The organism is Psychromonas arctica DSM 14288 (assembly GCF_000482725.1).
In the GTDB taxonomy this organism is placed as follows: domain Bacteria; phylum Pseudomonadota; class Gammaproteobacteria; order Enterobacterales; family Psychromonadaceae; genus Psychromonas; species Psychromonas arctica.
On sequence record NZ_KI519479.1, the window covers coordinates 178,926 to 193,705 of the forward strand.

At 38.2% G+C, this 14,780-nt stretch carries 9 protein-coding genes; 8 read left to right on the top strand and 1 reads right to left on the bottom strand.

The features are described 5' to 3' along the window. The first annotated feature begins 248 nt into the window (after nt 1–248). The 5 genes from H592_RS0115800 to H592_RS0115820 all read left to right on the top strand — a co-directional run bounded on the left by H592_RS0115800 (nt 249) and on the right by H592_RS0115820 (nt 8,866). Nucleotides 249–1,382 carry a TerD family protein gene (locus tag H592_RS0115800; RefSeq protein WP_028869622.1) on the top strand — a complete coding sequence of 378 codons (1,134 nt, stop codon included), beginning with the start codon at nt 249–251 and terminating at the stop codon, nt 1,380–1,382. 530 nt (nt 1,383–1,912) lie between these two features. After that, on the top strand, nt 1,913–2,554 hold the full coding sequence (locus H592_RS0115805) for an RpiB/LacA/LacB family sugar-phosphate isomerase (protein WP_028869623.1): 642 nt from the start codon (nt 1,913–1,915) through the stop codon (nt 2,552–2,554). A 385-nt stretch (nt 2,555–2,939) separates the two neighbouring features. After that, the gene (locus tag H592_RS0115810; RefSeq protein WP_028869624.1) at nt 2,940–4,037 is read left to right on the top strand and encodes a YcjF family protein; all 1,098 of its coding nucleotides are present in this window, start codon (nt 2,940–2,942) and stop codon (nt 4,035–4,037) included. Next, nucleotides 4,024–5,673 (top strand): GTPase family protein, encoded by a 1,650-nt coding sequence (locus H592_RS0115815; protein ID WP_028869625.1) that lies wholly within the window; start codon nt 4,024–4,026, stop codon nt 5,671–5,673. The genes H592_RS0115810 and H592_RS0115815 overlap by 14 nt, the downstream gene beginning before the upstream one ends. A 253-nt stretch (nt 5,674–5,926) precedes the next feature. Then, a complete protein-coding gene (locus tag H592_RS0115820) occupies nt 5,927–8,866 on the top strand; it encodes a UvrD-helicase domain-containing protein (protein ID WP_028869626.1) in 2,940 nt (979 codons plus the stop codon). A 92-nt stretch (nt 8,867–8,958) separates the two neighbouring features. Here H592_RS0115820 and H592_RS0115825 read toward each other — a convergent pair whose 3' ends face one another. After that, nucleotides 8,959–10,338: an ATP-binding cassette domain-containing protein gene (locus H592_RS0115825; RefSeq protein WP_028869627.1), complete on the bottom strand. Its 1,380-nt coding sequence runs from the start codon at nt 10,336–10,338 to the stop codon at nt 8,959–8,961. Nucleotides 10,339–10,830: 492 nt separating this feature from the next. Here H592_RS0115825 and H592_RS0115830 point away from each other — a divergent pair, with 492 nt between their 5' ends. From H592_RS0115830 to H592_RS0115840, 3 genes are all read left to right on the top strand, one after another. Beyond that, nucleotides 10,831–11,835 (top strand): ABC transporter substrate-binding protein, encoded by a 1,005-nt coding sequence (locus H592_RS0115830; RefSeq protein ID WP_028869628.1) that lies wholly within the window; start codon nt 10,831–10,833, stop codon nt 11,833–11,835. 139 nt (nt 11,836–11,974) lie between these two features. Then, nucleotides 11,975–12,865 carry an ABC transporter permease gene (locus H592_RS0115835; protein WP_028869629.1) on the top strand — a complete coding sequence of 297 codons (891 nt, stop codon included), beginning with the start codon at nt 11,975–11,977 and terminating at the stop codon, nt 12,863–12,865. A 1-nt stretch (nt 12,866) separates the two neighbouring features. Further along, complete coding sequence (locus tag H592_RS0115840; protein ID WP_028869630.1) at nt 12,867–14,099, top strand: quaternary amine ABC transporter ATP-binding protein; 1,233 nt, start codon at nt 12,867–12,869, stop codon at nt 14,097–14,099. Nucleotides 14,100–14,780 lie beyond the last annotated feature (681 nt).

The window sequence follows — 14,780 nt, forward strand, 5'->3', positions numbered from 1 at the left end:
GGTTAGATATTTCTTTTGGTTCTTATCGCCAAAGCCAATATTAGCCCTGAGAGTGTTAAATTTTGGTTTTATAACTCTTCTGCGCTGGTCTGTTCAGGTTGGTGCTTATTTTAAGTGATGTCGCTTCGTCGGCGACACACCTTTTCACTTTTTTGTAGATAGCAAATCCTAAGATTTATAAACACTTTTTGTAATAAAAATGGTAACTTAAATCATCTCTATTTATACATTATTAGAAGGAATTTTAGGTGACAAATCTACCGATCGGTGGCAATCAACAGCTTACTCAGCATGCCTTTACATTAACGCATAACTTAGCGGAGCATATAGACGTATCCATATTTTTACTGGATGCGACGGCAAAAATTGCTGTCGACGAGGATATGATTTTTTATGGTCTACCGACTTCACCTTGCGCAGGGGTTAAGATTGTTAATCAGACGATTGAATTTAATCTTGATAAAATCCCTAGTCGTATTGAAAAGCTTGCTATTACTGCGACGTTAGAGAGCGTAGCATCCTGGGGAAAAAATATTGCGTTAAGCACTGCTCAATTTAACTGTGTGGTTGATACGCTAGATCGCCCTGAAAAAGCACTGATCTTATTAGAGTTGTATAAGCGTAATGAGCAATGGAAAGTGAGGTTTGTTGCACAAGGTTTTAATGGTGGTTTAGCGCCACTAGCAGAACATTTTGGCGTGGAATTAGAAAAGCCAAGTACAAATGATGCACAGCCAACACCAGCTAAACCTTCTGCAGAAAATGGAGTTGCTACATCTACTACATCGAGTGCATCTGCAAAGGTTAATTTGAGCAAAATAAGTTTAACAAAAGCACAACCCAAGGTGGATTTAACTAAGCGTGCCGGTACGTTAGGATTAATTAAAGCGAATTTGAATTGGACGCAGGCATCAGGCGGTTTTTTCAGCTCAGCTATTGATTTAGATTTAGGTGCTTTTGTTGAGCTTAATAATGGACAAAAGGCGTTAGTCCAAGCGCTAGGTAAGCGCCTTGAATTTACACCCTATGTGGAACTGTTAGCCGATGACCGTACGGGGAAAAGTGTCGATGGTGAATGGTTACACATTAATGGTGACAAAATTCAAGATGTTAAACGTATGATCATCTTTGCTTTTATCTATGAAGGCTCACCGAATTGGGAAAAAGCCAATGCACAGGTAACGATACATGTACCTGAAATGGCACCGATTGAGTCAAAACTTACTGAAAAAAGTAAATCAAAACGGTTTTGTGCGATCGCAGAAATAACGGTTACCAATGGCAATGTACGGGTTGAACAGTTAAATAAATTATTTGATGGCCATAAAGATTGTGACCAACACTTTGGTTGGGGATTTACTTGGACCGAAGGGCGTAAGTAAACATTAACAATGTAAATCAATGAGGAGCGTTAGTCATTCAGTGTTGTTTTGGCTAACGTTACTTTTTAAATAATTTGTGAGGTAGCGGTTATACGCTCAAATCAAGCCACCATGACTACAGCGAATTGGTAGCTTGTTCTTATTACCCTTTCTCTAAAGCTTAAATATCTTCTGTATCTAAACCAGTATGACCAATATCAATAACATTTTATGCATAATAAAACACTGTTTTAAAATTTATTGCTGTGAATTCTATTTGTCTGTATATTTAAGTTATTGACCTGTAATATCTATATCGTAATTAAACCGTAATTAAACCGTAATTAAACCGTAATTAAACCGTAATTAAACCGTAATTAAACCGTAATTAAACAGTACCAAAGCTAGAAACATTTAATTAACGGAATTGGGATAATGCATTTTGATATAAAAATTATTTATTATTTAAAAATGAGTAAATACAGGCGAATGGATTTGGCCTTATTAAACCTTATTGACAAAACGAACGGCGAATAGCACAGGAGTAAAATATGAAAATAGCGTTAATGATGGAAAATAGCCAAGCAGGTAAAAATGCGACCATTTTAAATGAATTAAATACAGTAGTCGGGCCGCTTGATTACCCTGTTTACAACGTTGGAATGAGCGATGAAAATGATCATCACTTAACCTATATCCACCTAGGTATTATGGCGAGTCTTTTACTTAATGCTAAAGCTGTCGATTTTGTTGTTGCCGGTTGTGGAACTGGTCAAGGTGCAATGATGTCATTGAATATCCATCCTGGTGTGGTTTGTGGTTATTGCTTAGATCCGTCTGATGCTTTTCTGTTTAACCAAATCAATAATGGCAATGCACTGGCTTTAGCTTTTGCAAAAGGTTATGGCTGGGGCGCAGAGCTTAATGTTCGTTATATTTTTGAAAAGGCATTTGCCACGGGGGAACGCGGACAAGGGTATCCGTTAGAGCGCGCTGCACCGCAACAAAGTAATGCGAGCATTTTAAATGATGTTAAGGCCGCGGTTGTTAAAGAAAACTACTTAGATACATTACGCGCAATTGACCAAACATTGGTTAAAACGGCAGTATCGGGCGAACGTTTTCAACAATGCTTTTTCGATAATTGCCAAAATCCCGAGATTAAAGAATACGTACAATCCCTTCTTGCTTAGCTTAGTTGGATTGTTAAAGGTTACCTAGTCTTATAAGGCCCTAGCAGGATAAAACGACTTTATAATATTGATATAAGTACCTATAGTAAATACATATAGTAAATACATATAGTAAATACATATAGTAAATACATATAGTAAGTAGTAAGCCTCTGCATCACTATCTACATAAAATGGCGATTACAGTAAATTTTTCATTATTAATCGCCATCGCCACTCACTATTTTTTTATAAAACAAGAAAATTACTGTCAATCAGCAAGTAATTAGCATTAACACCGCTAGCCACTCCTTTCTACTCAGGTTATTCTAGTCAAACAAGATCGCTTTAATTTATCCATATTAGTTTAATCTATTCAATCTCACTTAGTCACGGGTCCGCTGCTATGTTTGAACAAATAAAAGAGTTTATTAACCCCAGTAAAAATCCTGATCTCAGCCAAGCGCAAAAAATTCAGCATGAGTATTTACCAACGCTATGGTTACTAGGCAAAACAGGGGCGGGTAAATCTTCTTTTATTCAAGCATTAACTGGACTGTCGTCGGTAGAAGTGGGGAACGGTTTTGAACCTTGCACCATGACTGCACAAGTTTATGACTTTCCGCAACAAAAAGCTGTGATGCGATTTTTAGATACACGTGGCTTAGGCGAGGCAGATTACAATGCTAGCGAAGATATAAAAGAGATCAGTAAGTCTGGTAATGCGATTGTGGTGGTGATGAAGGTTGATGAACCAGAACAAAGCGCGGTGTTGGATGCTTTAAAACAAATTAAAAAAAGCAAAAATATTGAACATTTATTATTGATCCATAGTGCGGTTTTATTAACTAATGAAGCGGATAGAAAACGACAAATTGCATTTAATGAAATGCAAGTGCGCGACATTTGGAATAACCCCTTTAACTCGGTCAGTGTAGACTTTGAGGCTGCTGAAGGAGGTGTTTATAATGAGCAGTTATTAATTTCAGAAGTCACAAAAATACTACCTATTTTAGGTTTGCTGGTGGAAGATAAAGCACATTCCGATATTGAAAATGCAAACTTTAATCAAGTACAAAAAGAAGTGCTGTGGTATTCCGGTAGTGCTGCTGCTAGTGATTTGATTCCGGGTCTTGGTTTGGTGACTGTGCCAGCTATTCAGGCGAAGATGTTACATAGTTTGGCTAATCAATATGGTGTGCAGTGGAATAAACGCACATTTACAGAGCTAACCGGCTCATTAGGCAGTAGTTTTGCCTTACAGTATTCAGCTAAACTGGGTGCAAGACAGCTTATTAAATTAATTCCCGTGTATGGACAAACGATTGGTGCCGCTGCGGCAGCATCGATGAGCTTTGCTACAACCTATGGATTAGGCCGCGTTGCCTGTTATTATTTTTACCATAAGCGTAAAGGTGAGCCGATATCTGAACAGGTGATGCAAGATTTATATAAAAATGCCCTTAAACAAGGTAAGGCGGCGGCTGGATATGAAAAAAATTAAACAACTCTTTTTGCTTTTATCACAGTTATCCGGTGGACGATGGGGAATTGCTGTCGTATCAGCTATTTTACCTGTGTTGGTGACGGTGGGATTTGGTTTATTTTTGGCTATACAATACGATTATCTGCTTCTTTTATCTGTTTGTATTGCGGTTAGCACGCTGCTGATCAGTCTGCCTTTATGGCTAATTAATCGTCATCAAGAAAAACATCGTGTTCAAGAAAAACAAAAAAAACTCAATGAAAATAGCACCCAGGTTGATGATAGTTTGGTTAAGGTTAATAACGATTGGTCGACGCATGAAGTGGCTATCTGGGAGCAGTCTAAGATCCAGGCTCGTCAATTATTAGGTACTGATACAGAGTGGCGAGAGTTGGATAAAGTTGCCTATCAGCTGATGAGTTTTGTTGCACATGCATTTGATAAAAAAGGGTTAGATTTTTCAATTCCCGAAGGTTTGCAGTTATTAGAGGAAATAAGTCGACGCTATCAATTAGTGGTTAAGGAGTATATTCCTGCCATCGAGTTGGTTAAAATTTCTCATTTAACAAGTGGCTATAAAGCTTATGACCAATATGGTGAAGTAGGTCAAAAAGCGATTAAAGTAGCTATTTGGGCTAATTATGCAAAAAACTTATATTTAAATCCTGCTAAATTTGCCACTGATATTATCAAAGATCAATCTACCTCGGGCATGACTAAAGGTTTATTTGAAAATATACAGATGCAAGCCAAGCAAGCTCTATTGGATGAAGTGGCCTCTGTTGCGATTGATTTATACAGTGGCCGATTTAACTTTGAGCAGGGCAGTGTCACCGCTTCTAACATTGCGACGCAGGATGATCAGCGAATGGCGGCTGATTTAGAGCCAATACGTATTGTTATTGTCGGGCAAACTAATGCAGGTAAATCATCGGTTATTAATGTACTCAAAGAGCAATTAATGGCCGAAGTGGATGTTTTACCTTGCACCGACGGCACGGTTGCTTATCAAGCAAGGTTAGATGGCATTGATATTCGACTGATCGATTTACAGGGCTTAGATGGTAAGCCTAAAACAGAGCAAAGTATGCTGGTTGAAATGACTAGTGCAGACCTTATTCTTTGGATCTTAAAAGCTGACCAGCCTGCACGCGCATTGGATAAAAACCTTAAAACTAAGTTTGATGTCTATTATGACGATGTAAAGCATATTTCTCGTAAAAGAGCGACGGTAGTTGGGGTAGTTAATCAAGTTGATAGGCTTAAACCGGTTGATGATTGGCAACCTCCCTATGATTTAATACAACCGGACTTAGTTGAAGCAAAGGCAGCCAAAGCGAAGATCATTAAGCAAGCGATGGATTATAATCAAACCCTATTAACGCCGGATAAAATGATTGCACTTTCAATTAGCCCGAATAAACCACACTTTGGTATAGAAAATCTGAAGAACACGCTGCAAGCTGAGATTGAAAATGCAAATAATGTGCAGCGCAATAGGCAGCGACGGGAAGCAATAGGTAAAAGCATTGGTATCAAAAAGCAGTTTGATCGTGCCCTGCATAGTGGCAAAAAACTTTATCCTAATTTGTTAAGAGCCGCTGCACCAAAGTTAAATGAAATAGTGATTAAAAAATTGAAGAAGAAACCTTAACTTCTATTATCGTCCCATCAACACACAAAAAATGAGTATTTAATGCGGTGAGTATCAGAAGACCTTGTAAATGATTTACAAGGCCAAAACATTAAACACTTTTATTCTCACGGCTTTCATTGGTTTTAAAAGTCATTAAGCCCCAGTATCATGCCTTAATTTTGTGCACCGTGTTACATGCAGCTGACTTGCATTTCTTATATTAAGTTGTACTTTAAGCGCTCTTTGATCTTCTATCAGGCTATTTATCATCATGACATCAATCACTTCAAGCATTTTCGGTCGCCTCTTTGGTCACCGTACGGAAATTAACTTTAATGCTGAAGGGGTGATTATTTGCGTTGATAAAGTTAAATCAGAAGCTAATTGGGCCGCGTTAACTAAGCCACCTGTGTTCATTTCTACATGGCTTGGTCAAACTTTAATTGTTGAATCTAACCATAAACACTATCACTTAAGTAAATTAAGCTATGACGCTGCTAAGTGTTATAAGCATCAATGCCAGCAGTGGTGGATAGAAGCGAATCAACAGTCACTGATACAACTAATAGTTAAGATAGAACCTTTTATTAGTCGTCAATACCTTCGACAATCAGTGCTAAAGCGGCTACTCAAGGCAGTAACCCTAGAGTATGAAAAGTGGTTTCCCTGGGTTTTATCTGCTAAACGAGTACCTATATCACTAGCACCTTACTTAGAAAAACTATCACGCTACCGCCATTGGCAAGTGGCGCAGATTAACGCGTTTCGTGACGCTTATATCAAGCAACAACTTCAACAATATCAATCATTTTTTGATGCAGTTGAATCTAATCCATTAACTGCAATGCAACGTCGAGCTTGTGTGATTGATGACGATAACAATCTGTTATTAGCAGGAGCTGGTACAGGTAAAACCAGCGTGATGGTGGGGCGAACAGGGTATTTACTTAAAAGCCAACAGGCAAAAGCTAGTGATATATTATTATTAGCTTATGGCAGAAAAGCAGCGCTTGAAATGGATCAACGTATTAAAGATAAGTTAGGCATTGATACAATCAAAGCTTCTACGTTTCACCATTTAGGCTTGAGTATTATTGCCAAGGTAGAAGCTGCACAACCTAATCTATCGCATTTTGCTGAAGATCAGCACGCTAAAGCTAAATGGGTACAAGACTGTTTTGAGCAATTAATTAATCAACAAGCAGAGTATAGACAAGCTGTATTCACTTATTTTAGTCGCTATTATTTTGCAGAAAAAAATCACTTTGAATTTGCTAGTTTAGGTGATTATTACCAATACCTCACAGACAATGATATTCGTACTTTGAAAGGCGAACAGGTTAAAAGTTTTGGTGAATTGTATGTTGCCAATTGGTTATTTAATCATGGCATCGACTATCAATATGAAGCTCACTATGCGCTTGATGTACGCACTATTGAGCGTAAACAGTACCAACCCGACTTCTTTTTGCCCACGTTTAATCTGTATATTGAGTATTATGGTATTGATGAAAATGGCGATACTGCACCCTATATTGATAGGGAAGATTACCATGCGTCTATACAATGGAAGCGGCAAACTCATCAACAACATAATACTGAGTGTATCGAATTAACCTATGCGATGCATAAACAGGGGATGCTATTAAGCCACTTAAAAAAATCCCTTTCAGCTCAGGGTATACAGTACCAGCCGTTACCTGAACAAGTGATATTAGCTAACCTCAAAGAAACCGGGCGTATTAGTGTATTAGCAGAGCTCTTTTCCTCCTTGGTGGGGTTGTATAAAGCGGCTTGTTTAGATCCATTATTAGAAAAAAAAGTTATTGCGAATGCAGCAGACCCTACGCAAACCAGTAAAGCCTTACAGTTATTGCACCCTATCTTAACCGCATATCAAGCATTACTAGACGCTCGTAATGAAATTGATTTTGAAGATATGATCAATAAAGCTTTGCGGTATATTGAAAATGGCCAATTTCGTTCACCTTGGCGTTATATCATGGTTGATGAATTTCAGGATATTTCTGAGCCACGTGCTCGCCTTGTGAAGGCTTTACGTGATAATCGTAAAAGCTGCTCAATATTTGCCGTCGGTGATGATTGGCAGGCTATTTATCGTTTTAGTGGTGGGGATGTGTCATTAACAACTGAATTTGAACAGTATTTTGGCGCCAGTACACAAACACAGCTGGATCAAACTTTTCGATTTAATAACAGCATTGCAAGAGTGGCGACTGAGTTTGTTAGTAAAAATCCATCACAGTTAACTAAAACTATCGATGCAATTAAACAGGTTGATAAACCAGCTGTCTCTATTTTACGTAAAAGTGTCGTGAATCAAGGTGTTAATAATGGTTTCACTGCTAATAAACAACAATCACAAAGCATTGCTGAAGTTGCCAACGGTGCACTAGCGGAAGTATTAACTGCCATTGCTAATAAACCTCATCAACACGACAAAATAAGCGTATATTTATTAGCACGATATTGGTTTCAGTTACCCGATAAGCAAACCTTGGCTCAGTTCAATAAACAGTACCCAACACTGTTTATTGAAAATCAAACTTTTCATGCTTCCAAGGGGAAAGAGGCGGATTTTGTTGTGATCATGGGGATGACATCGGGCAAACTTGGTTTCCCTTCTCAAAAAGCCACTCCTGCCATTACTGATGCTTTATTAGCTAAGCCTGAAGATTTTGAATATGCGGAAGAAAGGCGTTTAATGTATGTGGCATTAACACGGGCTAAAGAGCGCGCTTATATTATTGCAGATATGCTTGATGGCAGTGATTTTGTTAAGGAGCTGGTGGATGGTTACGATGTTGAATTAAATGAATTCGGTATATCAATTAGTCAGACATTAGTGGATAAAATTACCTGTATGCTGTGCGAAACTGGCACGCTAATGCCGCGTAAAGGACGTTTTGGACACTTCTTTTCATGCTCGCATTTTCCTCGTTGTGACCATAAAGAAAGAGGCTGTCGTCAATGTGATACGGCAATGACAAAAAGCAAATATACTGGTTTTAAAACATGCCTTAATCCAGCTTGTTCTGAAATAGTGCCTGTATGCGATCAGTGTGGCGCAGAAATGGCGTTAAGGAAAAGCAAAAAAGGTGAATTTTGGGGATGTCGGAACTTTAAAGGTAATGAGCCGATGAGTTGTAAAAATGGTATTGATAAAGCCAAGTTACAGTGGCCAAATTAACTGACTGAAATTAGTTTTCAGCCGGTTATTTTTCTAATCATTAACTATTTTATAAACTTTATTGTTTTAGCGGATTCAACATTGAAGTTCAACTAAAGGGTAATATGTTGTTCAAAAATAGGTAAAAATTCATCTCTTCTATGGCTGACTAATAACATGGTGCTGTGTTGTTGAGTGGCTAGGTGCTCTAGGAAATTAAGAACACGGTGTCTATTTAACTCATCTAGACCCTGTGTTGGCTCATCTAATATTAATAAATAAGGTGATTTAACTAGGGCTCTGGCAATTAAAGCCAGTCGTTGTTCACCGTAACTTAAACTCTGAAACAGGCTTTTTTGCTGATCCAATAAACCAATCTTTTCTAGCCATTGCTGTGCAATGTTAACTTCGTGAGCTGTGGCCTGTTGATACATACCAATAGAGTCATAAAAACCCGATAATACCACGGTTAACAATTCGCCATTAACACGGTACTGGCGGTGTAATTCAGAGCTAACTATTCCCATGTTCTTTTTAACATCCCAGATAGTTTCTCCAGAACCTCTTTTGTAACCTAGTACATGAATATCGTTGCTATAACATTGTGGGCAATCACCAGTAATCAGCTGCATTAAGGTTGATTTTCCACTACCGTTAGCCCCTGTTATCAAGGTATGTTGCAGTGGTTTTATTTCAACGTCTAAATCCTCAAAAACATTAACGCCGCCATAATGAACAGTACCTTTGTTTAGTTTCACTAAATAAAGATGATTATAATCAGATAATTGTTGTATGTTTTCTGGCCAAGGAATGTGGTCAGGCACTGGACTTAATAATGCATCTAATTGATTTTTAGTTTCAATATCATCGAGCTGGCCAATTACATCTACTCGGCCACGCTCAATAAAGGCGATGTTATTACACCAATTTGGAATATCTTGGCGATTGCTTAGCATCAGCACAATGGTGAAGCCTGTATGAGATAAACGTGCTAGCGCATTGGATAAAGTTTCACAGGATTGTACGTCTAAACTATCAAAGGGATTGTCACAAATTAACAGTTCAGCACCGCTAAATATAGCTTGTAGAATTAATAACTTCCTACTTTCACCTGTGCTCAATTGAATGTAACGTGTTTGCATACGATGGCTGAGTCCGAACTCGCTAATTAGTGGGTCGTTCCATCTATCTTGCGGTAAAAAATCTTGCGCTTTGGTGCCAACATCGTTTGCATCCACATAGTCTGGCGCTTCCATTGCTAGCGTGTTTTCATAGGTTTGTTGCTGTGCTTCAAAAGAAATAATACCTACTTTTTCTTTACTCGGCAGAGTGAGTTGATCCACTTTGTCTATTTGTAGATCGCCAGTTAAAAGCTGATCAATATATTGTTTTCCTGAACCATTACGGCCTAATACGCACCAGCTTTCATTGTTGCGTATTTGCCAATGATCGATGGTTAATTTTTCATGTGCTAAATTTACAATATTTATCATAGAATTATTCAGTCTGGTAAAGTGATTAAAAATTTATTCTGCCACAAAGTTAAATAAATGAGTAAGTTATAATTATTAATTTTAAGAGTGATTTTTGCTGTCATTACCGTGTTTTTCATTACTAGCTCAGTCGCAAGCGCTGTTGATTTTACTGTTTATTGATAGCTGTTAACGCAAGAATAGTGATATTAGTTGGCTTCCTTTCTTGTAAATAAGGTTATTTCAATATCGCTAAGAGATCATGAAAGGGGACATTTAACCATGCCATAAATATTTACATAGCATACTGATGAAAATTAATGTGACTCAATTCAATAAATTAAAGCATGGTCTCATTTATCGCTTGCGAACCCTGTGATTATGGTTAATACCTTCAAATATAAGCTTATTTAATGTACTATGTTGTTTCGTTTGCTATGTTAATCCTCATCTTTTAGTCATAAATTCTAATTTTTAACCGTAAATGCAAACTTCATTAATAAGGATATTAATATGCGTAAACTCATCTCATCTTCATTACTACTTGCCTGTGCTTCTTTCACTTTACCTGCTGCGGCAAGTGAGTGTGGCAAAGTAACTATTGCTGATATGAACTGGGCTTCTGCAACCGTTATTGCCAATGTTGACCGCTTTATTGTTGAACATGGTTTTGATTGTGATGCTGAGCTTGTACCTGGCGATACCATGCCAACCGGTGCTGCAATGATTGAAAAAGGGCAACCTGATATTGCACCTGAATTCTGGAGTAACTCAATGCGTGAAGCATTAGATAAAGGAGTTGCTGAAGGTCGAATTCGCTATGCTGGTACAACACTAACCGATGGTGGAGAAGAAGGTTTTTGGGTACCTGCCTACATGGTTGAGAAAGACCCTACATTAGCCACTATTGCTGGTATTAGAGCCAATGCAAAATTGTTTAAACACCCCGAAGATCCAACTAAATCTGCCTTAATGGGCTGCCCTTCAGGTTGGAACTGTCAAATTTCAACTAGCCAATTGTTTACGGCACTTGATTTAGAAGCTTCTGGTTTTGAGTTATTAGATCCAGGCTCAGGTGCAGGTTTATCTGGTTCAATTGCTAAAGCTTATGAGCGCAAAGAGGCTTGGCTAGGTTACTACTGGGCGCCAACATCTGTTTTAGGTAAATACAAAATGGTTAAAGTAGATTTTGGAACGGGTATCGATAAAGAAGAGTTCGTAAACTGTACCACTCAAATCGATTGTTTAAATCCTAAAGTTACTATGTACCCGCCTTCAGCAGTGGAGTCAGTTGTCACTGAAGATTTCGCGAAAAGAGCGCCAGAGGTAGTGGCTTATCTTGCTGGTCGTTCATTTACTAATGAACAAATGAATGCGTTATTAGCTTGGAAAGAAGACGAACAAGCCGATGGTGATTATATCGTTGAGTATTTCCTAACTAACCATGAAGCAATTTGGACACAATGGGTTGATGCACCTACCGCTGCAAAAGTTAAAAAAGCATTAGCAGAATTATAATCCTTCCTATAAAGCCTAGTTAAACTAGGCTTTATTACCTTCTAGGCAAGTAAATAACTTACACTGTATCAATTTTAGCGTTCTACTTAGCTAGATATTTACCTAGGTCGGTTAGAATTTTTTCAGGAGAAAAAATAAAATGTCAGACAAGTCATGGATGTCAGAAATCCCGCAGCTTGATCGTCAAGAATTAAGAGATTTTAAAAAATTATTAGATGGTCTATTTCGTGACTTCTCACGTGAATACGGCGATGCTATTCAATCTTTCTTTGACCCATTATTAAGCACCCTCATTTGGTTTGAAAAATTACTATTATCAACTCCTTGGTGGTTAGTTATCGCTGTTCTAGCTGCTTTCTCATACGCAGCCAGTCGTTCGTTTAAACTAACTATTTCAGTCGCGGCAGCTTTTGTCATCATTGGTTATTTCGGTATGTGGGAAGATACAATGCGCACCATGAGCATGATCATTGTTTCTACCTTGTTGGCGATTCTAATAGGGATGCCGATTGGCGTCGCGATGGCGCGATCTAATCGAGTGCAATCGCTTGTTACCCCCATTTTAGATGTTATGCAAACGATGCCTGCTTTTGTTTACTTGATTCCAGTGGTTATGTTACTGGGTATCGGTAAAGTGCCGGGTGTGATTGCGGTGATTATCTATGCGATTCCTCCGGTAATTCGTTTAACAAACTTAGGTATACGCCTTGTTGATAAAGAAGTGTTAGAAGCTGCCACCGCTTATGGTGCGAGCCCAATGCAGCGATTATTTGGCGTGCAAATTCCGTTAGCAATGCCGACTATTATGGCTGGTATTAACCAAACTATTATGATGGCATTAGCCATGGTAGTTATTGCATCAATGATCGGGGTGAAAGGATTGGGACAACCAGTATTACAAGCGATTAGTAACCAATACTTTACACAGGGTTTATTAAATGGTCTTGCGATTGTGGCATTAGCGATCATTTTTGATCGAATTTCACAAAGTTATGCAAAACGTACGTTACAAAATTTTGGGGGGCATTAAGATGAGTTCGAATGAAAATAACGCTCCTTTAATTAGTATTAAAAATCTATATAAGATTTTTGGTAAAAATGAGAAAAAAGTTTTAGAGGAAGTAAAAGCAGGTAAATCTAAAGAAGCTATTTTAGCTGAAACAGGGCATACCGTTGGCTTAGCGGATATTAATTTAGATATTTATCCCGGTGAGATATTTGTGATCATGGGCTTATCAGGCTCTGGTAAATCAACATTGATTCGTCACTTTAATCGTTTAATTGATCCAACAGCAGGTGAAATAGTGGTTGCTGGTGATGACGTGATGCAGTTAAACGACAAAGACCTACAAAACTTCCGCCGTCAAAAAATGGCGATGGTATTTCAACGTTTTGGTTTAATGCCGCACCGTACTGTTCTGCAAAATATTACTTATGGCCTACAAGTTCAGGGTGTGGCTAAAAAAGATCGTGAAGAGCGTGGTAATGAATGGTTAAAAACGGTGGGTTTAGACGGGTATGCAAAACAATACCCAGGCCAACTCTCTGGTGGACAACAACAACGTGTTGGCTTAGCGCGTGCACTATGTACTGATGCTGATATCTTATTAATGGACGAAGCCTTTTCTGCACTAGATCCTCTTATTCGAAGTGAAATGCAAGATCAGTTAATTGAACTGCAAGATAAATTACATAAAACCATTGTGTTCATCACCCATGATCTAGATGAAGCATTACGTATTGGTGACAAAATTGCGATTTTACGAGATGGATTACTCATTCAACAAGGTACACCTGTTGATATTTTATTGAATCCCATCGATGACTATGTTGAAGCCTTTGTAAAAGATGTAAATAGGGCACGTGCGTTAACCGTTGAGACTGTTATGCAACCACAAATTTGTCGGATCTCTAGCGAAAATATTGGTGAAGCTGTCGCACAAATGCGTAAATCTAAACAAGAGTATGGTTACGTTGTAAATGATGATGGTTATCAAGGTATGATCACACAAGAAACATTAGAGAATGTTGAAAAAAGTGATTATGGCAATGCGATTACTGATGAGTTATTAGAAGATGTGCCATCGGTACAAAGTGATGCACTATTGGAATCTGTTATTTCTGACATGTTAGATAATGAGCATCCTTTAGCTGTTTTAAATGCCGAAGGTGAAGTAGAAGGGCACTTATCACGTACCACGTTAGCGGAAGTACTCAGCGACAGCAATGAAGAGAGTAAAGATCCTGACCCCCAAAAAGAGTAAATAACGCTGGTTTGAGTTAAGAAAAACTAGCATCATGATCTAAGTTGAAATTAAAAGCTCATTTTTTACAGAATGGGCTTTTTTACTTATATCGCTTACTTTAAGAAATCTTGCAATTTGAGTATGCGGTTTACCCTCTTTAGAATGTGCTAAAACGAGCTGTCACATGTCATTTTTATCGCACTTTGAGTACGGAAAAGTGACTTTAAATCACCACTATTTATATTACCCATTCCTCAATATCTTTATGATTAATAGTAATGTGTAAATTTAACTGATCAGATTCATCCAGTCCTTTGTGCACGTTTCTATTGCTCTTTTACTGGCCCTATAAAGCTATTCTATGCGTGACCAACTTCATCGATTATATTTATCATATCCTTTAAAGCTGCATTTTCTTATTCGTTAAAACTGCGATTTGCTAATGATGCTGACGCATCCAACTTCATACTTGCTCTATAGGATTTAGTTCTGGCGAATAGCGAGGGCGTTTTATTATCGAGACATTCCCGAAGCTTACTTCCATCCGATCACTATGCCAGCTTGTACATCCATGATAACGACAACGTGCCTATTCTCTTTTGTGGCCTTTGATATTTGTGAAAAGTATTGTTCCATTATATTTTGACTTACAAAGGGAGCGACCATCGCCATTGTTTACAGAGAGTTGAGCCCGACGAG